Origin of the sequence: Sediminibacterium ginsengisoli (genome assembly GCF_900167075.1) — a bacterium.
GTDB classification, from domain to species: Bacteria; Bacteroidota; Bacteroidia; order Chitinophagales; family Chitinophagaceae; genus Sediminibacterium; species Sediminibacterium ginsengisoli.
In genome coordinates, this window is the sequence record NZ_FUWH01000002.1 from 253,657 (window position 1) to 277,948 (window position 24,292).

At 47.2% G+C, this 24,292-nt stretch carries 20 protein-coding genes; 8 read left to right on the forward strand and 12 right to left on the reverse strand.

The window, feature by feature from the left end:
• Window positions 1–28: 28 nt before the first annotated feature.
• Window positions 29–2,821, reverse strand: coding sequence for a M14 family metallopeptidase (locus B5D42_RS04210; protein WP_245825545.1), 2,793 nt, complete (start codon window positions 2,819–2,821; stop codon window positions 29–31).
• Between the two features lie 240 nt (window positions 2,822–3,061).
• Here B5D42_RS04210 and B5D42_RS04215 point away from each other — a divergent pair, with 240 nt between their 5' ends.
• Window positions 3,062–3,466: a hypothetical protein gene (locus B5D42_RS04215; protein ID WP_078830194.1), complete on the forward strand. Its 405-nt coding sequence runs from the start codon at window positions 3,062–3,064 to the stop codon at window positions 3,464–3,466.
• Window positions 3,467–3,573: 107 nt separating this feature from the next.
• A complete protein-coding gene (locus B5D42_RS04220) occupies window positions 3,574–5,469 on the forward strand; it encodes an ABC-F family ATP-binding cassette domain-containing protein (RefSeq protein WP_078830195.1) in 1,896 nt (631 codons plus the stop codon).
• A gap of 51 nt (window positions 5,470–5,520) precedes the next feature.
• On the opposite strand, the gene B5D42_RS04225 is transcribed toward B5D42_RS04220, so the two are convergent.
• The 3 genes from B5D42_RS04225 to B5D42_RS04235 form a co-directional block, all read right to left on the reverse strand.
• Window positions 5,521–5,916, reverse strand: a complete 396-nt coding sequence (locus B5D42_RS04225; protein WP_078830196.1) for a VOC family protein — start codon at window positions 5,914–5,916, stop codon at window positions 5,521–5,523.
• 47 nt (window positions 5,917–5,963) lie between these two features.
• Window positions 5,964–6,353 (reverse strand): helix-turn-helix domain-containing protein, encoded by a 390-nt coding sequence (locus B5D42_RS04230; protein WP_176112898.1) that lies wholly within the window; start codon window positions 6,351–6,353, stop codon window positions 5,964–5,966.
• Between the two features lie 131 nt (window positions 6,354–6,484).
• The gene (locus B5D42_RS04235) at window positions 6,485–6,919 is read right to left on the reverse strand and encodes an FKBP-type peptidyl-prolyl cis-trans isomerase (RefSeq protein WP_078830198.1); all 435 of its coding nucleotides are present in this window, start codon (window positions 6,917–6,919) and stop codon (window positions 6,485–6,487) included.
• 130 nt (window positions 6,920–7,049) lie between these two features.
• Here B5D42_RS04235 and B5D42_RS04240 point away from each other — a divergent pair, with 130 nt between their 5' ends.
• Both B5D42_RS04240 and B5D42_RS04245 read left to right on the forward strand, forming a co-directional pair.
• Window positions 7,050–7,874, forward strand: coding sequence for a GLPGLI family protein (locus B5D42_RS04240; RefSeq protein WP_078830199.1), 825 nt, complete (start codon window positions 7,050–7,052; stop codon window positions 7,872–7,874).
• A 7-nt stretch (window positions 7,875–7,881) separates the two neighbouring features.
• A complete protein-coding gene (locus tag B5D42_RS04245) occupies window positions 7,882–10,551 on the forward strand; it encodes a carboxypeptidase-like regulatory domain-containing protein (RefSeq protein ID WP_078830200.1) in 2,670 nt (889 codons plus the stop codon).
• On the opposite strand, the gene mgtE is transcribed toward B5D42_RS04245, so the two are convergent.
• Window positions 10,548–11,939, reverse strand: a complete 1,392-nt coding sequence (gene mgtE / locus B5D42_RS04250; protein ID WP_078830201.1) for a magnesium transporter — start codon at window positions 11,937–11,939, stop codon at window positions 10,548–10,550. The genes B5D42_RS04245 and mgtE overlap by 4 nt on opposite strands.
• A gap of 83 nt (window positions 11,940–12,022) precedes the next feature.
• Here mgtE and B5D42_RS04255 point away from each other — a divergent pair, with 83 nt between their 5' ends.
• Entirely contained in the window at window positions 12,023–12,406 is a 384-nt protein-coding gene (locus B5D42_RS04255; protein WP_078830202.1) for an SET domain-containing protein, read from the forward strand.
• A 154-nt stretch (window positions 12,407–12,560) separates the two neighbouring features.
• On the opposite strand, the gene B5D42_RS04260 is transcribed toward B5D42_RS04255, so the two are convergent.
• The 5 genes from B5D42_RS04260 to B5D42_RS04280 form a co-directional block, all read right to left on the reverse strand.
• On the reverse strand, window positions 12,561–13,844 hold the full coding sequence (locus B5D42_RS04260; protein WP_078830203.1) for a TolC family protein: 1,284 nt from the start codon (window positions 13,842–13,844) through the stop codon (window positions 12,561–12,563).
• A gap of 53 nt (window positions 13,845–13,897) precedes the next feature.
• Window positions 13,898–15,481, reverse strand: coding sequence for a DHA2 family efflux MFS transporter permease subunit (locus B5D42_RS04265; protein WP_078830204.1), 1,584 nt, complete (start codon window positions 15,479–15,481; stop codon window positions 13,898–13,900).
• A gap of 54 nt (window positions 15,482–15,535) precedes the next feature.
• A complete protein-coding gene (locus tag B5D42_RS04270) occupies window positions 15,536–16,582 on the reverse strand; it encodes an HlyD family secretion protein (RefSeq protein WP_078830205.1) in 1,047 nt (348 codons plus the stop codon).
• A gap of 60 nt (window positions 16,583–16,642) precedes the next feature.
• On the reverse strand, window positions 16,643–17,272 hold the full coding sequence (locus B5D42_RS04275) for a TetR family transcriptional regulator (protein ID WP_078830206.1): 630 nt from the start codon (window positions 17,270–17,272) through the stop codon (window positions 16,643–16,645).
• A 202-nt stretch (window positions 17,273–17,474) separates the two neighbouring features.
• Entirely contained in the window at window positions 17,475–18,356 is an 882-nt protein-coding gene (locus tag B5D42_RS04280; protein ID WP_078830207.1) for a bestrophin family protein, read from the reverse strand.
• 122 nt (window positions 18,357–18,478) lie between these two features.
• Here B5D42_RS04280 and B5D42_RS04285 point away from each other — a divergent pair, with 122 nt between their 5' ends.
• The 3 genes from B5D42_RS04285 (at window position 18,479) to B5D42_RS04295 (ending at window position 22,073) form a co-directional block, all read left to right on the forward strand.
• Window positions 18,479–19,837, forward strand: a complete 1,359-nt coding sequence (locus B5D42_RS04285) for a GH1 family beta-glucosidase (protein ID WP_078830208.1) — start codon at window positions 18,479–18,481, stop codon at window positions 19,835–19,837.
• A 39-nt stretch (window positions 19,838–19,876) separates the two neighbouring features.
• Window positions 19,877–21,553: a DUF3472 domain-containing protein gene (locus tag B5D42_RS04290; RefSeq protein WP_078830209.1), complete on the forward strand. Its 1,677-nt coding sequence runs from the start codon at window positions 19,877–19,879 to the stop codon at window positions 21,551–21,553.
• A gap of 109 nt (window positions 21,554–21,662) precedes the next feature.
• Window positions 21,663–22,073 (forward strand): hypothetical protein, encoded by a 411-nt coding sequence (locus tag B5D42_RS04295; RefSeq protein ID WP_078830210.1) that lies wholly within the window; start codon window positions 21,663–21,665, stop codon window positions 22,071–22,073.
• Window positions 22,074–22,076: 3 nt separating this feature from the next.
• Here B5D42_RS04295 and B5D42_RS04300 read toward each other — a convergent pair whose 3' ends face one another.
• Both B5D42_RS04300 and B5D42_RS04305 read right to left on the reverse strand, forming a co-directional pair.
• Complete coding sequence (locus B5D42_RS04300) at window positions 22,077–23,057, reverse strand: trehalase family glycosidase (RefSeq protein WP_078830211.1); 981 nt, start codon at window positions 23,055–23,057, stop codon at window positions 22,077–22,079.
• A 5-nt stretch (window positions 23,058–23,062) separates the two neighbouring features.
• A complete protein-coding gene (locus tag B5D42_RS04305; protein WP_078830212.1) occupies window positions 23,063–24,184 on the reverse strand; it encodes a lactonase family protein in 1,122 nt (373 codons plus the stop codon).
• Between the last annotated feature and the right edge of the window lie 108 nt (window positions 24,185–24,292).

Below are 24,292 nucleotides of genomic sequence, written 5' to 3' on the forward strand. Positions count from 1 at the left end.
ACGGATTTAAGTTGCTCAGCCTCCGGCTTTATTTTGCTTTGGATGCTGTATATAACTGGTTAAAAATGAACTTGAATGTGCCGTGTGTCTGCGCCCTGAATGTGATCTCAGGACCAAACGCGATCAGCTTGCCGTTACCGATACCGGCTTCAAAAGCGGTGATGCCGCCTTCGAGATAGGACTGTCCCCAGGCCCAGCCGCTGCGCAATGGTTTCGCATCCGGGAACCAGGCCAGTGGTTTCACATTGCCTTTTGATTGTGCTTCAGGCAGGATGTTGAACACCGGGCTTGCATCGAAATATACATCTGCATTGCTACCCATGCCCCATGCAGCCTGTTGTGTTGAATCTACTTTCATACGCAGGATGCTTCCAGGTATATAATATTTCTCACCCGGCAGGTTTTTCTCCTGGCCATTCACCATTTCTGTAAGCATGTTCTTTACCGGAACACCCAGGTGATAAGCGAGGTTGGTGCTGCTTCCGATGGTAAGGATATTACCGCCCTGCTCCAGGAATTTTTTCAGTTCAGGAATAGATTTCTCCGGTGTGATCCTGCCCAGCATTTTGTGGAACTCTGCAGGAATATCTTCCTGTCTTGCACCACCTCCAAAACCGCCACGACCGCTGGCGCCGGTATTGACAGAAGGAATAGCACCTCCTACAAACAGGATAATATCATATTTGGAACGCAGGTTGCCGGTGTCGATATCTTTCGGATAGATCACTTCTGCCGAGAAATGGAATTGTTCCATGATATAACGCATCCAGCCTGATGGCATTGAACCGCCATAAGTATCCCAGAGCGCAATGCGTGCAGGGTTGATGCGGGTGAGTGCTGCCGGGCGTTTGGCCAGCGCACTGATCTCGATTCCGAGTGTGCCCGCTGCCTGCTCAACCAGTGTTTTGTTTTTAGCCGAAGCCGGAACGAAGAATGATCCCTGGCTGAAATTGCTGCCTGCAACCACATCTGCAGAACGGTATACTTCCACACCTGCTTTGAGCAGGTCGTTCACAGCGGTGAATGAATTGTTGGCTGCACTGTTCAGCAGGTAACCTGCGGCAACAGGAGCACCTGTTACTTTTCCTTTTACACTTTGCAGTTCGCCGTAAGGAATGCGCTCGAACGGACCATCGAAGTTCTCTGTGATCCTGTCGAACTGGATTCCCATTTCATAAGCCAGTGTCCATCCTGCCGCATCATATGGTGCGATCGGCGGACCTCCCGGATACTGGAAATCGTTCGGGTGATCCTGTGGCTCGAACAGGTCAATTACGTGCGGACGGAATGCCTGGTTGTTCTTCACAATGAAAGAACCCGCAGGGTATTTTTTTCCTGCAACGGTGAAGTCGCTGCTGGCTTTATGTACGAGTACGCCGGTACGGATCAGGGCATTGATAAAACGTGCCGCTGTAGGAAAATCTGCCTGGTCGGAAGGCAGGATATAGCCTCTTGCATCACGCAGTTCCGGGTTCTTGTAAACAGAATCGAAGAATTTGGCTGATGATGCTGCATTGCCTCCGCCGCCGCGTGGCCCTTCTGCATTGCCGCCGGGGCGTTGTGCCGCGTTGGCTGCTGTATTACGTTGCTGCATCTCGGTCACTTCCGCGGCACGCTTCGGATAGAGCGTCCAGTAATCTTTTTCGCCACGCTCGATCGAGTTGCGCCCCATTTTGTAAAAGTTGTATAACAACTCATCACTGTGACGGATCGCATATTGCAGTACCCCATAGTTCAGTGATACGGAATAATCGATTGAATTCCTGAAACGCCATACCTGTGGTAACACAGGGTTAGGGTTTGCACTGCTCGGGATCAGCCTTTGCGGCACCAGCGGAATAGTGGTAGGGTTCGGACCACCGATGATCTCCGTCAGGAGACCTACCATATTATGGAAATAGGTTACCGTACGAAGACCGCCATTATACCAGGTTGAATATGGCGAACCGGCGCGTTGGGTATAGCCTGGCTTGTTCTCTGCATTCAGCCTGTTGATCATTGCCGCACCAACGGCATCCAGACTTGTCATCACCAGCGGATCGAATACATAGTTGAACGGATCACGGAAAGGAGGACCCGCTACAACAGTTCCGGCAGGGCCGGTCTGGTGGTGGTTATACATGATCTGTGGTAACCACTCAATAAAGAGCTGGCGACCCATATTCTGTGTTTCTTTCAGGTTAAGCATGAAAAAGTCGCGGTTGTTATCGTGGCCGGCATATTTTTCATACAGTCTCGGTACCTGCTGCAAAGATCTCTTTTCGGGCTTTGATTCACGCATGTACCAGTTGGAGATCAGCTCCTGCCCGTCAGGGTTTGCATGCGTAAGCAGGATGATCGCATTATCGAGGATCTTTTTGGTCTCAGCGTCCTGACGGCTTGATAGCTGCCAGGCCATTTCTATCAGCTGATGCGCACCTACTACCTCATTAGCATGCAGACCACCATCGATCCATACGATCACTTTACCTTCTGCAGCCAGTGCACGTGCCTGGTCATCGGTCAGGTTCTCGGCATGGGCCAGTTTCTGCGAGATCTGTTTGTACTTGTCGAGATTTTTAAGATTGGCAGGAGAAGATACCACCAGCATGTATTGCGAGCGGCCTTCTTCAGTGGCGCCGATATCAACCAGTTTCAGGCGGTCAGACACAGCAGCCAGCTTTTTAAAGTAAGCTTCTGTCTGCGTATAATTAGCCAGCTGGTAATCATCGCCGATGTTAAAACCGAAATGTTCTTTCGGAGAAGGAATGTTTTGGGCTGAGGCGGACAGGGTCGTAAGCAACAACACAGCCACCAGGCAACAAAGTCTGGTTCTCATCATAAGTAGTTATGGTTTATTGGCTAAATGTAACGATTAATTAAAAACAGACCGGTTCCCGGAGCCTTTTGCAAAGGAAGGGGAGATGCTGAACGGATGAAAAAGCAAAAAGCAGGGGTGAAGAGGCAATTGGTGATCTGTGTATTCAAAAGGGCATTTTTCAAAAAATGGGTGTTTTTCACCTTGCGGGCGTTTTTATGCCTTTATACTTTTGACCTCGTAATCAAACAACAGTAAGCAGGAATGGAACAACGCACTACCATCAGTAATGTTTCGGACATCAGGCATATTGCCGGCGAGATCGGCATGTTCCATATCCGGCGCAGGATGATCAGCGTGCAGCTGAACCAGTTTACTGAAGAAGAGAACAGGCTGATCGAACGCAAGATCGTAAAGCAATATGCCATGCAGCATGCTTTGTTGTCTGCCTCTACCGGTTTAGGTGTAACTGTGTTATATGTGCTGCTGATCGTATCAGGCATCATTACTCTTTCCGACCATCCGCGTGCATGGTTTATCGGGGGATATATCGTGTTTTTTGCCGGGGCTGTTGTATTGCAGCGGGTGTTCCGCTGCTGGTATTCCAGGAAAGTGTTACGTCGCCTGGCCAACGAGCTTCCCGCCGTACCGCCGCTGGCTTACCAGTGATCTTTGTCTCTCCTATCCTAAGAATAACCCGGGCAGGGTGGACCTCAGGGTCTGCCCTGCTTCATTTTGAGGCCTGCCGAACGCCCGCAGAGTAGTATCTTTGCCGCATGCATTATGTTTCTGCCGAAGGGTTAACCAAGAGTTATGGCATCAACCCGCTTTTCAAGAATATTTCTTTTCATATCAACGAGGGCGACAAGATTGCACTGATCGCCCGGAATGGGGTAGGAAAATCAACGCTTCTGCGCATCCTGGCAGGTGCCGAAACACCAGATTCAGGTAAATTATGGATCCATAAAGATGTAACCGTTGCACTGTTTGAGCAGGACCCGAAGTTCGATGAGTATAAATCCGTACTTGAGAATATTTTTCATTTACAGCATCCCGTGATCAAAGCTATACGCGCATACGAAGCAGCGGTAGAAGCGGAAGACGGGGCAAGGATAGCTGAAACGATCGATGTAATGAATGAACTCGGTGCCTGGGAATTTGAAGCAAAAGTAAAACAGATCCTTGGCAGGCTGAATATTCATCACCTGCAGCACCGGGTGAGTGATCTGAGCGGCGGCCAGCGCAAAAGGGTAGCGCTGGCAAAAACACTGATCGACCTGGGTTTTGAGCACCAGCATACCTTACTGATGATGGATGAGCCGACCAACCACCTCGATGTGGAAATGATCGAGTGGCTGGAGCATTATCTTTCCGCAGAGAATGTAACACTGCTGCTGGTAACCCACGACCGTTATTTCCTGGACGCTGTCTGCGATGAGATCTGGGAACTGGAGCGTGAGAACATGTATGTGTACAAGGGTGATTACGAGAACTACATGGAAAAAAAAGCAGCAAGGATCGAAAGCGAACAGGCCAGCATAGACAAGGCAAGGAACGAATACCGCAAAGAACTGGAGTGGATGCGCAAGCAACCCAAAGCGCGGACCACAAAAAGCAAAAGCAGGCAGGATAATTTCTATGATATAGAAGCCAAAGCCAAACAGAAGATCGAAGATGCACAGTTGCAGCTGCAGATGAAAATGAACAGGCTGGGCGGAAAGATCATCGAAATGAAAAAAGTATACAAATCCTTTGGAGACCTGGTGATCCTCAAAGGGTTCGATCATACTTTCAGTAAAGGCGAAAGGGTAGGGATCATTGGTAAGAATGGTGTTGGTAAATCAACTTTCCTGAACATATTACAACAACTGGAGCCGGCAGACAGTGGCAAGATCAACGTGGGTGAAACAGTTGTGTTCGGCAACTTTTCACAACAGGGGCTGGTGATCAAAGAAGACATGCGGGTGATAGAATATGTAAAAACTTTTGCAGAAAGTTTCCCGCTGGCAAAAGGCGGCAGCCTCAGTGCAGCACAGTTCCTGGAATTATTCCTTTTTCCGCCGGATAAACAGTATACCTATCTCTCATCGCTCAGCGGCGGCGAAAAAAAGCGTTTGCAATTACTCACCATCCTTTTCCGCAACCCGAACTTCCTGATCCTCGATGAGCCTACAAACGATCTCGATCTGCCTACACTGGCAGTGCTGGAAAGTTTCCTCAGCGAATACCAGGGTTGTGTGCTGATCGTTTCGCACGACCGTTATTTTATGGATCGTCTTGTAGATCATCTTTTTGTATTTGAAGGCGAAGGTGCTGTGCGCGATTTTCCCGGTAACTATACCCAATACAGGATCTGGCTGAAGGAGCAGGAAGATAAAGGCAATGCCGTTCCCGTAAAACAACAGCAACAGCCGGTGAAAGAAGCTGTTGCTGAAACACCGGCACCGGTAGCAAAAAAGAAAATGAGCTTCAAGGAGAAAAGGGAGTTCGAAATGCTTGAAAAAGAAATGCCGCAGCTGGAAGCCGAGAAACAGGCAGTTGCAGAGAAAATGAGCGCGGGTAACCTGCCTTTTGACGAATTGAGCAAGCTCAGCGCCCGCATGCAGGAGATCACCGATCTTCTCGAAGAGAAAGAATTCCGCTGGCTGGAGCTGAGTGAAATGACTGAATAAAAGATCAATAAAAAAGGGCTTCATCTGAAAGCCCTTTTTTATTGAATAGCATCAAAGCATTTCTACAATCTGGATATTGTTCCCGCAGGTATCGTTGAAAACAGCAATTTTAACCGTTCCCATGGCAGTAGGTTTAACACTGAACTCAACCCCAAGACCCGAAAGACGCTCATACTCCTGTTCCACATCAGCTGCATTGAACTGTGTGTAAGGAATGCCAGCATCGAAAAGTGCTTTCTGGTAAACTTTAGCCGGCTCAAAATGGTTGGGTGCAGGCTCCAGCAGGATCTCTGTTCCATCCTGGTCTTCCTTGCTTACCACGGTTAACCACCGGCTGTGCTCGCTTAAAGGAACATCGACTTTTTTCAAAAAACCAAGTTTCTCAGTATAGAACTGCAATGCTTTTTCCTGATCCAGCACCGGAATGCTGACTACTTGTACTTTCATCTTTTTTCATTTTAATTGATGCTGCTAAATTCTCTGAAAGTAGGTGGTCAGGATTTGTGAAAATTGCTTTTTTTCTGAAATTCGGCCGGTGTCATGCCCGTCCGTTGTTTGAATAAAGTGCAGAATGAGCTGGGGCTTTCGAAACCAATGTTGAAACAGGTCTCAGTTACGGTTGATCCTGCCATTAAATATTCTTTTGCTTTCGCGATCCGCCTGTCGGTAAGGTATTGCCCCGGCGTTTGACCATAATACCTTTTGAATAACCGCAGCAAATGAAATTTAGAAGTGAACCGCACATGCGAGAGCAGATCCAGGTTCAGTTCCTGATCGTAGTTGTTGTTAATATAATGACGCGTACCGATTACCGTATCGAGCTGCCCCTGGTTTCCATAACAGGCATTTTTTATCCGGGTTATTTCCTTGAGATAATATGTCATGTTATTGTTTTGAAATGATACCCTAAGTTCAGACCATGAGCCATTGTAATGCCTCATGGTCTGAAGAAACAATATGGTATAGCCGGAAAGCGATGTGGAAACTTCCTCATCACCTCCAGGCAACGAAGGAGTTATCTGAAACTGATCAGTTCCACATCAAATATCAGTGTGCTGTTCGGTCCGATCTCAGCACTTACCTGGCGTTCGCCGTATGCAAGATGGGGTGGAATGAAGAAACGGAATTTACTTCCCTGGGGCATCAGCTGTAAACCTTCGGTCCAGCCTTTGATCACCATATTCAGCGGGAAAGAAGCCGGCCTGCCTCTCTGTACCGAACTGTCGAAGATCGTTCCGTTGATCAGCGTACCGTGATAATGACAGGTTACTTCATTGGTAGCTTTAGGCATCGGTCCTTCTGCCTGAACCAATACTTCATATTGAAGGCCGCTCGGTAATTCGGTCACTTCAGGCCTCTTTTTGTTTTCTGCAAGGAAATCCTGTCCTGTTTTCAGATTAGCGGCTGCTTTTTCCGCTTTTAACTGTGCTAATTGATCTGCAACGCCCATTTCTTTTTATTGTAAAAATACAAAATGGCGGGTTATACAGCGAAAAACAAGGTTTATTAACCTTAATTAACTAAGGAAATAGTTTATAAACTATATTATTAGTTATAATTGTATTGCTAAAACATACGCTATGAAAAAAATATCCACCCAGTTGCTGATCGGTTTTATGATCACAGCTTCCATCCAGGCCCAGAAAAAAGATACGGCTATCGCAACGGCCCATTACCTGTTCTCGCATATGCGGGATACCACCCAGCCAACAGATATCTATACGGAGAATATGATATTATACCTCGGTTCTTCTTCCAGCCTGTTCCAGAGTTATGACCGGATCACTTCTATGAAAGAACAGGCAGCCAAATTTGAACAGATGTCGCGCTCGGGCGGGCCGATACATATAGATATGAGGGGGGTTAAAATGGGGTCGGCAACTTCTTTTTATAAGGATTACAACACCGCTGAAGTGTTCACGGTTGAAAAAGTGGTGCAGGAATACCTGATCCAGGATTCTTTTCCGCAGATCAGCTGGACCATTGGTACAGAAAAGAAAAAGATCAATGGTATCGATTGTCAGAATGCAGTGGCCACTTTCAAAGGCCGCACGTATGAAGCCTGGTTTGCGCCGCAGTTACCTTACAGCAATGGGCCATGGAAACTGGGCGGACTGCCCGGGCTGATCATTGAAGCGAGCGATACAAAAAAGCAGGTGATGTTCAGTCTTACTTCCTTTGAAGACAGCCGTGATAAACAGATCACATTCGGGCCACCCGATAATGCTATCAAAACCACCGCCAGGGAATTTAAACGTATGCGCGATGCTACCATAAAAAATACCGCAGCAGCGATGGGCTTAGGTGCTGTTGAAGGTGTTACCGGTTCTGTGAAAATCTCATCGGTAAGCACACCAGGTACTAAAAAACAAATGAATAACCCGGTTGAACTGTCTAACAAATAGTGCTAGTATGATCAAGTACCTGTTTACCCAGATCTGCTTTTTATTGGTATGTGCTGTAACAGCCCAGCCTTTTGTTCAGGGTAAAGTAACCGGCCCTGATAATCGTCCGCTGCCGATGGTAAGTATTACCCTTACCCGTAATGCCGACGGTCCAGTTCTGGCTTTTGCCATCACCAATACGGCGGGCCTTTACCAGGTCGCTTATAATAAAGGCGGCTCGGACAGTCTCTGGCTGCATGCGAACATCATGGGATTCAAAAAAGAATCAAGGCAACTGAATGGTGCAAAACAGCTGGATTTTATCCTGGAAAGTGCGATCACCCGTTTGCCGGAAGTGACAGTGAAGAATAAAACAGCGCCGATCATCGGCCGGCAGGATACGGTGAATTACGATGTGGCATCTTTTAAAGACCCGCAGGACAGAACGATAGGTGATGTGATCAGGAAACTGCCCGGCGTTGAAATGGATGCGAATGGCAAGATCAAATACCAGGGCAAGCCTATATCGCATTTTTACATCGATGGAGATGATCTGCTGGACAGCAGGTATAATATTGCAACCAGGAGCCTGCCCGAGGATATGGTTTCCAAGGTGCAGGTGCTGGAAAACCATCAGCCGATCAAAGCATTGAAAGATGTGTTGTACAGCGATAAACCCGCGATGAACCTGATCATGAAAGACAAAGCGCGGCTGAAAATTTCAGGTCAGGGAGACGCCGCATTCGGAACACCCGGTCTGTATAATGTAACGGCCAATACCATGATGTTTAAGAAAGCGGTAAAATTCATCAATTATTATAAGCTGAATAATACAGGTACAGACCTGGCTGAAGATGTGATCATGCATAATCTGTCTGACATGCTGAACAACGTGGGCAGCACGCCACCGCCATCCCTATTGAATGTCAGCGGTGCAGGCACCCCGGATATCAGCAAGAAAAGACATCTTTTCAACAACAGCGGCTTGCTGAATATCAATGATCTTGTGAAGCTGAACAACGACTGGCAGCTCAGGATCAACAGCTATTACCTGCATGATAAACAATACCGCAATTCTTCATTAAGCAATACCTATTATCTGCCTGGCGATACCATCCGTTACAGTGAAAAGCAGGACAGCCGTTACAGCACCAATAACTTTGCCATGCAATGGACGCTAACTGCAAATAAGCCCGGTTATTACCTCAACAATGTTACGCTCATCGAGAATGAGCCAACAACAACCGTTGCAGCCATGCAGGCAACTACGGCCAGTCATGTTGATCAGCGATTGTCCGGCACTTTGACCAATATTTCGAATCAGCTCAATTACATGAAAGTGCTGCGGAACAAACAGGTGCTGGATCTTTTTTCTTATGTAAGCAATACCAATAATCCTGCTACGCTTCGCGTGGATCCGGGATTGTATGCAGGCAAATTCAATAACGGCAACCCTTACGAAGCGCTCGTGCAGACTGTGAATGTTCCTACTTTCTATACCAATGAATATGTGAGTTTAAAGATCGCTGCGGGCAACTGGCAGCAATCCTATAAAGCCGGGTTCAGCTACCAGCAGCAGCAGCTGAACAGTCAGTTGGATATTATACAAATGGGCGGGGGGCAGAGTCCGGTGGCCGACAGTTTTAAGAACGCATTGCACTGGAACCGCCGGAACCTGTACGCTGCAGCAGAATATACTTACACGAAACAGAAATTACAGCTGTCGTTCAATTTTTTACTCAATAATGAGTATACACGTTATACAACTGGTCAGAAGGAATACGAACTCAATGCATTTCCATTCAGACCTTATACAAGGATCCGGTACCAGGTTGGTAAAGAAAGTTACCTGACCGGTTCTTATGCCATGAATAATACCAGGGGCAATATTGATAATGTTTATGATGGTTACCTGATGAAGAACTACCGGGATTTCAATGCAAGCGGCGAACTGATACCGGTGAACCTGCAGCATAATATCAGCGGTTATTACACATTCAGGAATTCATTAAAGATACTTTTCGCATCTGCGTCCCTGGCGTATTCTTTTAACAAGACCAATACTATTACGGATTCACGTCTGTCTGATATTGCACAACAGGCGAGATTGCTGGAAATGGATAACCGTACCAGCAGCATTACGTTCGCAGGAAATATCAGCAAATATCTATTTGCCCTCCGCACAACTATCGGCATTAAATCCAGCTGGCGGCAGTCTACATTTAACCAGCTGCAGAATGGCAATCTGTTACAATACCGGAACAGTAACCTGATGCTTGGAGGCGGTGTCAATTCCAAAATAACATCCTGGCTGGGACTGATCTATAACGGATCTTATGTTACATCCCGCAATACACCGTTGAGTGCCTCCAAATCAAATACGGCATCGCCGGCTGCGATCAAATGGCAGCATAACGGTGAAGCGAACGTCACATTTGGCAAGCAGGTTTACTTCAAGGCAAGCGGGGAATACTATTCTTACCGTCTTCCGGGCATGCAGATCAACGGCTACCTGTTCATGGATGTCACCCTTACCTGGAAGATCAATAAATGGAAAACAGACCTGGAGCTTACGATGAATAATATCACCAATACGGATACGTACAGCACTTTATCGCTTTCATCCAACAATATCAGTGAAAGTGTATATACGATCAGGCCGAGGATGTTCCTGGCAAAATTCCTTTACAGTTTTTAGAGCAGCAGACCCTGGAGGAAAAGATAAGCAAAGCTGAAATAGATGATCAGGCCTGTAACGTCTACCAGCGTGGCTACAAACGGTGCAGATGATACGGCAGGGTCGGCGCCCAGTTTTTTAAGCATGATGGGCAGCATCGATCCGGAAAGTGTTCCCCAGAGTACAACGCCCACAAGAGAAAAACCAACTGTTGCCGCAATCATCATCCAGTGTGGTCCGTATAACTGAGGAGCAATGGAATGCCATACGGCAACGCGTATAAAACCAATGATACCAAGTACAGCACCGAGGAGCATTCCGCTGGATAATTCCCTGCGTAATACACGCCACCAGTCGGAAATGGTGATCTCGCCCACTGCCATGGCCTGGATAATAAGGGTAGAAGCCTGCGAGCCGCTGTTACCGCCGCTGGAAATGATCAGTGGAACGAACAGGGCCAGCACCACGGCTTTTGCGATCTCGTCTTCAAAATAACCCATCGCTGTTGCGGTAAGCATCTCGCCGAGAAAAAGCACTACCAGCCAGCCGATCCGTTTGCGGAATAATTTTAATAGAGGTATATCGAGGTAGGGCTCATCGAGGGCTTCCGTACCTCCCATTTTCTGCATGTCTTCGCTGAACTCTTCATTGGCTACCCATAACATATCATCGATGGTAACAATGCCGAGCAGGATATTGTTGTCATCAACAACAGGTAACGCAACGCGGTTGTTCATCTTGAATACCTGGCCTGCATACTCCTGGTCGTCGTTCACATTCAGGGATACCACGCGCCCGTCTATGATTTCGTGGAGTTTCTTTTCGGGCGATGCGAGGATCACGTCCCTGATCCTGATATCATCCAGCAGTTCTCCTTTTTCATCGATCACATAGATCACATCTACGGTCTCACTGTTCTTACCATGTTTACGGATCGTACTGAAAACCTCGGTTACGGTATTGTGTGCATAAACGTAAACATAGTCGGGCGTCATCAGCCTGCCCACACTGTCTTCGGGGTAACCCAGCATGGATAATGTAATGCGGATCTCTTCCGGATCGAGAAGTTTGATCAGGTCCCTGATGGCGGCTTTCGGCAGCTCTTCCAGGAAGTCTGTGCGGTCATCGGCAGGTAATTCATTGAGCAGTTCTGCTGTTTTGGCGGAGGGCAGCTCTTTAACAATGTCTTTCTGCTGCGCGATGTCCAGGATCTTGAAAACGCTGGCAGCCCGGTGAATGGCCATATTGGCAACGATCTGAGACTCATACTCGGGATACTCATTGATCAGTTCCGCCACATCGCTGATATTCTGGTGATCAAGGAATTCCCTGATCGCCAGCTTATCTTCTTTCGCGATAAGCGCTTCAAATTGCTCATTGAGCCCGGGTTGTTCCAGTTCGAGTGACATGGCTGCAATTTAAGGAGAATGTTCATTTATTGACATGCAGGGCACGTGTTTGTTATATGATATTTGAACCGTAGCTTGCGCCTATGCTATTACCCTGCCTGACCATTGCCCCTTCCGGAGACCGCGGCCGCGGCGTATTTACGACCGAACCCCTGGCCTCAGGTACCATTATCGAAATCTCTCCCGTGCTGGTGCTCGACCCGGAAGAACGTGCACATGCAGAAAAGACCATGCTCTTCGATTATATCTTCGAATGGGGTGATGATTATAAAAGCGCCTGTGTGGCACTCGGTTACCTTTCCATGTACAATCATTCCTATTCCGCCAACTGCCTGTACGAAATGGATTATGAATCCGAAACCATACGGATCACTACAGTAAAAGATGTTGCTGCGGGCGAAGAACTGTTTATCAATTACAACGCCGATCCTGACGAAACAAAACCGATCTGGTTTGAGGCAAAATAAGCGGCACAAAAAAGGGGCGCATTGCTGCAACCCCTTGTCCAAACCTAAAATGAAAAGATAATAAAACCACCATACGGAAAGCCCGAAAGTCAACTGGTCATTCAATTCCGCTGTTATTCATCTTCCGGTCTTCCGGGTTTTTCCGTATGGAGGATCATTGCCAGTATTGGTAACCCATCAATTTTGTCAGCTCAACTTTAGCCAGGCATAACTGGTATTCATACTGCAGTTTGGTAAGCTCCGCTCGCTGTACGTTGGTGCTCGCATTGGTGATCTCCAGGTTTGTGCCGGTGCCGTTTGTGAAACGGTTGGTGGCAAGCACCTGAGCGGCTTTGGCCTGGTCTATCTGCCCCTGCGTATTTTTGATGCGTTCCAGGTTGGTGGCAATATCTGTCAATGCCTGCTGAATATCTTTTTTGTAATTGTTGCTCAGTGTTTCCACGGCCATTTCATTCTGCCTGATAATGTTCTGCTGGAGTTTCTGCTGTTGTTTATTACGCCCTCCGTTATAAATAGGTACGGAAAATGAAATGCCCGCCATATAGTTGAAGCGCATGTCGTTGATGTAAGGCACATAGCCATTTTTTACACCTACAGCAGCTTTAACACCCACGGTTGGTTTTTCTGCCAGTTTGGTAATAGCAAGATCACTTTGTGCCTGTGTGATCTTGTCTTTCGCCAATGTAAAGTCAAGGTTTTCGGTTTGTGCAATACCCAGTGCGCTTGAAGCATCGGTAAGACTGATGTCGAAGTCAAAAGCTGTTCCGGTACTCTGACTGATGCCTGTAGTGTATTCGAGCAGGTTGAGTTGCTTCTGCAGGCTGTTTTTCAGATCCGCTTTACGGTTCTCTTCATTGTCGATGGATGCTTGGATATTCAGCAGGTCGATCTTCAGTGCATTGCCGTTCCTCAGCTGGCTTTCCACGATCCGTTTGTTCTCTGTGAGATAATTCAGTACATCGTCCTGAATACGGATCGCTTTCTGCAGGTAAACAATGTTGTAATAAACATTCGCAACCTGATTGGCCAGTTGGGCACGGGCATATTCCACATTATGTTTTGCATATTGCAGATCATCTTTTGAACGATTGATATTTGCCTGCAGCCGACCGAAATCGAAAAGTGCATAAGTAGCGTTCACTGCTCCGTTCAGGTTATGTACAGGTGCAAACTGGAAATCGGTACCGTTCAGCGGGATTTCGATCTTCGGTTTTACATAGGCATAAGATGCGTCGCCGGTTACATCCGGTAATTTGTTGAGTTGGGTGAGCGTTAATTTTTCCTGTGCGGTAACAACCATGTTCTCCGCTTCTTTGATCCTCGGGAAATAACCGAAGGATTTTGTGATGAGCGTTTTCAGCTCGCTGTTCACCGTCACCTGCGCCTGCAGTGAAACGGCTGCAAGGAAAACGGCTATTGTGATGGATATCTTTTTCATGTCTTGTTTTTTGGTCTTTATTATTTCTCAACGGCAGCGGTCTGCCGCCTGGTTTAATGCGCTTCTGCCGCTGCTTTCATGGTTGCTGCCATTTCAGCGGCTGATTTTTTCTTCACCCTGAGAAAACCAACCAGTGGTATTACCAGTATGAAGAAGATGGTGATCAGCCTGAACGTATCCAGGTAAGAAAGGAAATAGGCCTGCCTGTCTACGAGATTGTTGATCGTTGCCACAGCTTTTGTGCCTGCGCCCGCCACATCGCCCGTCCGGGCAATGATTCCCTGTGCAATGGTATTGCTGCGTTCTATGAACATCTGCGATTCGCCGGTTATTTTCGATACCAGATCGTAACGATGCTGCGCATACTGGTGAGCGATGTAATTGTTGGCGAGCGCGATACCGAAAGCGCCGCCAAGTTGCCTGATCATATTGTTCAGCGCGATACCCGATGCATAATCTTTTGGTTGTAATCCTGCCACAGCCTGGTTGATCAGCGGTAACTGTACCATGCTGATACCTACTGCTCTCAGCGCCAGCGGGAAGAAAAAGTCGTTTTTGTTCACATCCGGACTTACACCTGCACTCAGCCACGAGTAAGCTGCAAAGAGCAGGAACCCGATCACCACAAATGGAATCGGAGAAATGCCTTTGCTCATGAGCTTTCCAATGATCGGCATCATCAGTACCGTGATCATGGTTGGAGCAAGGAGTGTAAGACCCGTTTCATAAGCGGTATAACCCAACGTTCGCTGTGCCAGTACCGGGAATACGAATACAGAAGTGAAAAGCCCTACACCCACTACAAAAGTGAAGATGGTGGTAAATGCAAGGTTCCTGTTATTCAGTACCCTCAGGTTTACCGCGGGTGATTTTACTTTCAGCTCGTACCAGATAAAAGCGATCAGGCCGGCCGCTGCAAGAATAGATGTTACAATAATGGTTTTACTGCTGAACCAATCTTCGGATTCTCCTCTCTCGAGCATGTATTGCAAACTGCCGATCCCGACTGTCAGCAGCATGATACCGGTATAATCGATCTTGATATTTTTTTTGTTTTTCCCTTCGCCCTGCTTCTTTTCGATGAATGAGAAGGAGAGGAATGTAGCGAGGATACCAATCGGGATATTGATCATAAAGATCAGCGGCCAGGATGCATGGTCTATGATATAACCACCGAGTGTTGGTCCTAATGTAGGGCCTAATACAAGTCCCATACCGAATAAGCCCGATGCGATAGGCCGGTCTTTCGGCTCGAAGGCATCGAAGAGTATAGCCTGCGACGTGGAGAGCAGCGCACCGCCGCCCACACCCTGCACAAACCGCCAGATAATGATCTCGATAAGGCTGGTGGACTGGCCGCACATATAAGATGCTACCGTGAAAATGATCATGGAAGCGATATAGTAATTCTTCCTTCCGAAATATTCCGCAAGGAAGCCTGTAAGCGGGATAATGATTACGTTGGCAATTGCATAAGAGGTGATAACCCAGCTGATATCTTCGATATTCACACCAAGGCTGCCGCTCATATCGCTGAGGGCCACGTTCACGATCGACGTGTCTATCAGCTCCATGATAGCCGCTGTAACCGTGGTGATCACTATGATCGCCCTTGCAAAGCCTTTAGGAGTTGCCATAAAAATCTTTTTTCAACATAAATGGGATGAATGATACCTGCGTTTGATGCAGCATTATTTGCTGTTGGCAGCGCTTACATATACACTTAAGCCGGCACGCAGTATGTCCCTGTGTTTGTTGATGTCTTTGATATTGATCTTTACAGGTACGCGCTGTGTAACTTTCACGAAGTTGCCGCTGGCGTTATCCGGAGGCAGCAGGGAGAACTTGGCTCCTGTAGCTTCACTCAGGCTTTCGATCACACCTGTCAGTTTTACGTCGGGATATGCATCCATCTCAAGATCCACTTCTTTGCCGGGATAGAGTTTCTTCAGCTGGTTTTCCTTGAAATTGGCAACTACCCAGAACGTGGTGTCGTTCACGATAGAGAAGAGCGGCGTACCGGGTTGTACATACTGACCTTCAGAAATATTTTTCTTGCCGATCTTACCTGCCTGCGGTGCAAAGATCTTTGTGTAAGTGAGTTTCAGTTTTGTCTGTTCGATCTTGGCTTGTTTTACTCCCAGCGCAGCTTCCGCTTTCTGCACACCTGCCTGCAATACGGCAATACGGCTTTCGGCAGAAGTGAGGTCTGTTTTGCTGTTCTGGAACTGCTGGTCTGCAGTTTCCGCATTGAACCTGCTGTCGTCAAGTTGCTTCCTTGTGATCGCCTGGTCGTTGAAAAGGTTCTGATCGCGTTTGAGATCATCTTCGGCTTTCTTTTTACGCATACTGCTGAGGTCGATATTGCCTTTGTTCACTTTCAGCGAAACAAGGGCATTGTTCAGCGCAGCTTTTGCATTGATCACATCAACCTGCGTCTGCCTGTAATCTGCTTCCATTTCGAGCAGTTGTGTCTGCAGTTCCGCATCGTCGAGTTCAACGAGCAGCTGGCCAGCTTTTACCGAATCGTAATCCTTAACTGCAACGGATTTTACATACCCCGCCACGCGCGGAAGTACGGGTGTGATCTGGGTTTCCACCTGAGCGTTATCGGTGGTCTCATGGGTCATTGCATAGCTGATCTTTGTGTAGCCCAGGTATGCGGCTACGATGAATACAGCTGAAAGGATGATGATCCTTACCGGAGATTTTTTTGGTTTGTTTGCTTGCTTGGACATGACTGTTTAGTTTGTATTGTTTCGGTTAACCGGCGTCATACAGCCTGGTTGGTAATGGTATTAAGCATTAGGATAAAGCAGGTGGGCGTGCATCACCTGCTGTATATGTTTGATCAATCTTTGCTTGAACTGTTCATTGGTATACGGATCAAAATCAGCACCCTGCTCTACAAGCATTCTGCACATAGGCCTTGAAAGCAGCACCTGGTTGATAGTACCCATCATTGTAACGAGCGTAAGCTCGATATCCACTTCACGGAAAATCTTTTTACGGATGCCCGCTTCCAGGATATTGATCATTACATTCCTGTTCTTGGTAAAAACGGCAATGATATTGTCGTGGAGCGACTGCCTTTTCTGCAGCATCAGTTCATGATGGATCACACGGTGGTATTTATGCTGGCTCACCAGGCGGTTCACGTAGTTCTCTATCACCATGTCTACTTTTTCGAGTTCAGATTTGCCGGGGTCGTTAACGATCTCTTCCAGTTTTTCGCGGATAAAAGAAGCTTTCTGTTCCACCATCGCTTCGAAGAGTTTCTCCTTCGATCCGAAATAATAATTGACCATTGCCACGTTCACATCGGCTTTGGCAGCGAGATCACGGATGGAAGTACCTTCAAAACCATTCTCTGAAAACAGTTCGATGGCCGCCTGGATAATTACGTCTTTTTTATCTGTACTACTCATAGGGATCGTTTAAATGCGGGAGCAAAATTAAACAAATGTTTGAATTAATCAAACGTTTGTTTAATTTTTTGAAAAAAGATTGATAAAACAAAGATGTTTAGGTATAATTTATTGATTATGAAGTTGTTAACGAATAAATCGATAAAAAATAAGCCCGGCTTACAGGCCGGGCTTACGGGTCATATTGCTGTGAAATGAGCTGTCAGTGGAGTATTTCCTGCACGTTCCGAGCAATGTTATCACTCATTTTTTTCATCGGCAGATCGTTCTCATCCTTGCCGAAGGGGTCTTCTATTTCCTCTGCGATGAGTTCGAGGCTCGCCAGCACATAAAAGATAAATGCCACAATGGGAATGCTGAAATAGCTGAACGTATGTGCAAATCCCAGTGGCAGGGTAATCACGTAAAAGAAGACGAATTTCTTGATGAACACGCTGTATGAATAAGGTATGGGCGTATTCTTGATCCGCTCGCAGGCACCGCAGACATCCATAAACGACTGCAGTTCCCCGTTCAGCATCATCAGCTGGTAACCGTTGATCTGTCCATCGCGGTGGAGCAGGTTTACCTTGGTCATCATCAGCGCAACGATCTGCGCGGGGATATGTTTGCTGGTATCGAAACCCTGTATCTCCGGATGCGGGTTATCATCCAGCGCCAGCCTTGTCTTTTCGTTCTGCAGGTGTTGCTTCAGCTCACTTGCGAAAAGGGCAATGCTTTTCCTGAAAAAACTCCTGTTCTTCTGATCGTCAACCGGCAGCAGGCTGTTCATTTTCAACGCCAGGTTCCTGCTGTTATTCACGAGAGAGCCCCAGAGTTTGCGGCCTTCCCACCATCTGTCGTAGGCGGTATTGGTTCTGAAAACCAGCAGCATTGAAATCGCAAAGCCCAGCAGGCTGTGCATGGTTGGTATATTCTTTGTGAAATTGGTAATGGAAGCGGGAAGGTATTCCAGTTCTACAAAAGTGATCAGCCAGGAGTAAAGACAGATGGCCACGATCAGCGGGAATAGTTTGCGAATGGTATCTGCCCTGTGAAAACGGAAAATAAAACGCAGCCACTCTTTAGGGTTATAGCTTATCATATTGTAAAAATAAGCATCGGAACTGCAATATTTTATACCCGTTTTTCTGATATGAAATTTTGATAATATTAAATTAATGTTGTTTTGTTGGCACGAAGCTTCAACTTAGCAGCAAAACAGGCTTGCAACAATACCAGCATATATCAGCCAAAGCCTTCGGGCCCGATTTTCAGTGGGGTGTGGCCATGGCCGCCGCGCAGAATGAAGGCGCATATAATATCGATGGCCGCGGTCTTTCCATCTGGGATGTATTCTCCCGCCGACAGGGAAAGATCAAAGGCGCCGCCAAACCTTATGAAGCCTGTGATTTCTATCACCGCTACAAAGACGACCTTGTACTGGTGAAAGCCCTGGGCTTCCGCGTGTTCCGCTTTTCCATTTCCTGGAGCCGTGTACTACCCGAAGGAATGGGGCGTGTGAATAAAGAGGGTATTGCGTTTTACAACAAACTGATAGACGAATGCCTTGCCCTGGATCTTGTACCCTATGTTACACTCTATCACTGGGATCTTCCCCAGGAACTGGAAAAGAACGGGGGCTGGACGAGTCACCAGATGCTGAAATGGTTCACACGTTTTGTAAACGTGTGTACGGAAGCTTTTGGCGACAGGGTGAAGAACTGGATCGTGATGAATGAGCCGATGGGCTTTACCTCGCTGGGATATATGATGGGAAAACACGCGCCGGGAAAAACGGGTTTGTCTAACTTTCTTCCGGCTATTCATAACGCAGCATTGTGCACCGCCGAAGGAGGCCGGCTTGTAAGAACAGCGGTGCGAGGTGCAAACATCGGTACTACGTTTTCCTGCAGCGAAGTAATGGCGCATACCGGCAGGGATGAAGACCTCATGGCAGCAAAAAGAGCGGATGTATTATTGAACCGTTTATTCATAGAGCCGGTACTTGGCCGGGGATACCCGCATGAAGATCATTTCCCGCTGCTCGATAAGATCCATCTGCATAATAAAGCGTGGAAATATACCGAACGCATGGCTTTCAATTTCGATTTCATAGGTATCCAGAATTACTTCGCCACCACGGTAAAATACAACGCACTCATTCCATACATACATGCCATGGAAGTGAAAGCTGCCACGCGTAAAGTACCACATACGGATATGGGTTGGGAAATCAACTCCGACAGCTTTTACCGTATGATCAAACGTTTCTGGCTTTACGGCGGTGTGAAGGAGATCATCGTAAGCGAAAACGGCGCATCCTTTAAAGACCAGGTAGTAAATGGTGTGGTGAACGATGAAAAAAGGATCGCGTACTTCAAAGACTATATTTCGGCGATGCTCAGGGCTAAAAAAGAAGGCATCAATATCGGCGGTTACTTTGCCTGGACGCTGACCGATAATTTTGAATGGTCTGAAGGTTACGCCGCCCGTTTCGGACTGGTGCATGTGGATTTTAAAACACAACTCCGAACCATCAAGCAATCCGGCTACTGGTTCCGCGACCTGCTGCGCTCGGTGTGAGGCCTTTTTTAGTATGTTTGAAACTTCAAACCAGACTTTATGAGAAGTTTCATTCTTGCCGTATTCATCCTTTCATTCCTTAACTATACTGATGCCCAGGAACTTGTTCTGCCCGGTGCAACCGGCTATGCCGTTCCCGCAGAAAAGAACAGTGAACAGGTTTTTTCAGAAAAGGATGGTTCGTTGCAATGGAGTGATCCGGCTCAAAAGATCAGCTATTTTTTCTTCGCGCGTAAAAAAGGAGAATTGTCGCTTGCGCTGAATGCAAAAAATTCTGTTGCAGGCAGCAAACTGCGCGTTAAACTGGCCGGAAAACTATTTACAGTTGATATTCCCGCCGCCGATTCTTTCAGAACCATACAGGTAGGAAAAGTGGCATTACCAGACAGCGGCTTTTATTCCATCGAACTTGAAGCCGTTAAAAAAGCAGGTGCACGCATTGCATCTATTGCTTCACTTAAACTTGCCGGAGAAGCGGCGGGTGATCTCAGCGCCAACCTGAAAACCAGACGTAATGCAGCATCGGTGCATATGCGTTATCATGTGCTCGACACCTTTAAGACCATTGCCTTTTACAATGAAATAACCGTTCCCGCTGGATCCGATCCTGTACACAGCTTTTATATGGCCACTGGTTTTACAAGAGGTTATTTCGGTATGCAGGTAAACAGTGCCACAGAACGCAGGATCATCTTCTCTGTATGGGATGCCGGTAAAGAGCCGGCAGATCGCAAAAAGGTAGCGGATTCAAATAAGGTCAGCCTGATCGGCAAAGGTGAAGATGTTGTGACCGAAAGTTTTGGCAATGAAGGAACAGGCGGACATAGCCACTGGGTATATAACTGGAAGGCAGGGGAGACTTATAAATTCGTTGTAACGGCATTGCCCGACAGTGCCACCACAAGCACCATCTACAGCGCTTATTTTTATGTTCCGGAAGTGCAGAAATGGAAACTGATCGCGGCATTCAGGGCTCCGCAGGATGGCCGCTATCTGCTCAATCCCTATTCTTTTGTAGAAAATTTCAGTGGTTCAGACGGGCAGCTCCAGCGTAAGGCATTCTTCAGCAATCAATGGATCCAGGGCAGCAACGGTAACTGGCAGGAACTTACAAAAGCCAGCTTTTCAAGCGATGCCACCGGAAGGGCGAAAGACCGCATCGATATTGGCGGCGGCACAACTGCTGATGGCAAATATTTCCTCTGGAACGGCGGTTTCCAGAAAGGCGAAGGTCGGTATGGAAATGTATTCAACAGGCTGGAACAGAAACAGAAGCCGGCAATAGACTGGACTAAGAACGCAGACAGCGCAAAGCAGGCGACACGCGACAAAAAGATGATCGCGGATTCCGTAGCTGCCAAAAAACTGGATACCACCGGAAGTGTGGAAGGTGTGTATTATCATATTCTGCAGGCGGGAACAGGCGAGGCGGTGGAAGTGACAGATACTGTGACTGTTAACTACAGGGGATTTGTATTGAATGATGGTGTGGAGTTTGACCGTACAAAGGACAAGCCCGCTACATTCCCGCTGAAACGCCTGATCAGGGGCTGGCAACTCGCTATACCGAAATCCAAAGTAGGCGGTAAGATCCGGGTGATCATACCATCGGCACAGGCATATGGGATGCGTACCCGCAGCAGCAAGATCCCGCCCAACAGTGTGCTGGTATTCGATATAGAAGTACTTGCAGCCAAAAAGGCAAAACTGCCCTGATTGTTCTGAAAAAGTGCAATGACGGTGGATAAAGCGGTAGGCAGGGCACTTGCAGAATGAATAAAGGGGTTGTAATTTAACAGGTGTTATTCATGTTAAATCTGCCTGTATGAAAACAACGCGCCTGCTTTCGATTGCAATCCTTGTGCTTGTTGCTGTATGCAACCTGTATTTCGGTGCCCGGATGATCCAGGATCCGTCGGGAGCATCAGTTGGCCTCTCGCATACCCTGCTGAGAGGAAGCGTGTTCAATGATTTTTATATTCCGGGCTGGATACTTGTAGTAGCACTGGGCCTGTTCGCACTTTTCACGATCATACTTGTTCTGAAGAATAACCGTTATTATCCCTTTTTTATTATTGTTCAGGGAATTGTTGTGATGACCTGTGTGGTAGTACAGATGGTTATTCTGGGAAATGATAATTTCCTGCAATATTTTTTCCTGATGACCGGAATGTTCCTGATCGTGCTCGGTGCTTTCCAATACCAGTTAAAACGTGCCAGGCTGAATAGTTTCTGAGCATCAGCTTTTCTGCAATTTTAGGTAAACCGATGTGGCCACAGGATCCCTGTTTTCGCTTGTGTTTGCCTGCATCCATCTTTCCCTGATCATGACCGCCGCTGTAAGCAGGTGATAATTCATCAGACCCTTGTAGCTGATCCATTGCATTACTGCAGCAACAGGAAGTTGCTTTATATGCGCGTCTTTGTTGAGTGTAACAGCAAGCCCATCCGCTTCAAGCAGAACTGTTTCCAGTAATTTTAAAGCTTGTTTCGCCTGTGTTCCGGACGCAAGTTTGAAGAATAACGGGTAAATACCCGCCAGTGTTAACGCTTCAGAAAACTGTTGCAACCCGAAATCATAATCTGTAAAGAAGCCACGGTCCTTGTCCCAGCAATATTGCTGTATCGTTTTTTCTCTCCGTAATATCTGGTAAAGCATCCGGTCTATCTGCTCTTTGTCGTTCTGCTCCTGGTAAACCGACAACAGTGTGGCTTCATAAAACAGCAGCAGACAGTTAAGATCAACAGGGATCGTATTAAAAAACGGATTCGGTGTTCCCTGCTGCCAGCGTTTGGTGCCTGCCCACCCGGTAGCTTCTTCAGCGGCCTGTTCATCACTAGAAGGAGGATAGCGGTTGAGAATGCAGCCGTTTGGCATGCGTACAACGCTTTTATGTACCGGCTGTTCTGTTGTTACCTGGTCGCTGCCTTCCATCCAGAAGTGATATTCTTTTTCAAGCGCAGCCTGGTATTGTGATAAAACAGATGTTTTCCGCGACTCCTGCAGAATGGAGAGGATCAGAGCGAAATACGGAGGTTGTGGATGCGCTTTATAAGGAATAAATCCATGCTGAAGAATGAGTTCTGAAAGTATATCGATTGTTTCTTCCGTCAGCGCAGATTTTCCTGTCACCTGCCAGCCCAGCATTGTAAAGTAAATATGCTGGTAACTGTTCTGCTCCCTGGTGAGAGACTGTTCGCTGGCAAGACTTACGGACATAGCAGTTATTTCATTTTTAATAATTGAAGGCAAACTGGTGCCGGCAGGTTTACCTGTTGCGGCAATTGTTGCAGCAAGCCGGTTTGTTCATCTCTTTTATAGATCACAATGTTGTTGGTCTTCTGATTGGCAACCAGCAGGAATTTTCCTTTCGGGTCGATGATGAAATTGCGCGGACCAGTGCCCGGGATTGCCTGGTAACCCACTTTGGTAAGCAGCCCGCTTTTCTTGTCCACAGAGAAAATGGCCAGGTTGTTTTCTTCGCCGCGGTTGCTGGCGTAAAGAAAGTGGCCGTCGGGTGAAAGATGTATGTCGGCACTTCCTGGCTGACCTTTAAAATCATCCGGGTGGGTGGCGATGGTTTGCTGTTTGATCAGCCCGCCATGTATATCTGCATATACCGTTACCGTACCGCTCAGTTCGGATATCAGGTAGACAAAACTTTTACGGGGATGAAATGCAATATGCCTCGGCCCGCTTCCTGCTTCAACAGCTGTGCTTGATATCCGTTTCAGCGGCTCTTCCCTGTTTTCGTCAAAATGATACCTCGCTATGATATCCATTCCGAGATCAGCGGCCAGTATGTATCGCTGATCGGGTGTGATAAACGTTGAATGAACATGTGCTTTGTCCTGCCTTTTCTGATTGATACTGCTTCCCTGGTGCTGGATGAGCTGCGTGTAAGGCTGCAGGCTGCCGTTTTTGTTCAGGCGAAAAGCAGAAAGATTACCGCCGCTGTAATTGGCAGCAAACAGCCATTTGCCTTTTTTGTCGGTTGTTACAAAGCAGGGGTCATCTCCGCCACTCGGTTGTGTATTGAGTAATGTCAGCGAACCATCCGATTTGCTGAACGAAAAAGCACTTACCCGGCCCGGCTTATCCCGCCCTGTTTCATTAACCGAATAGAGATATTTACCGTTGCGCGACAATGTGATATAAGAAGGATTGGTGCAACTGTCCGTATTGCTGATCCATGTTACCGCTCCTGTTTCAGCATCAAATTTATATACATAAATACCTTTGCTTTCGTTTGCATTCGTATAAGTGCCGGCAAAAAGATAATACTGCTGTGCATTTGCCTGAAAGGTCAATAGCACACAGGTGATAAGGAAAGCGGAAAAACGCATAATGCGGGATTTGAGTTGCACTAAGATAAACACTTGCCCTGTTTATCCCTATTATTTTACAAATCCGGGCACTTTCTCCTTCCCGGATACAAAAAGGCGCAGACAGAC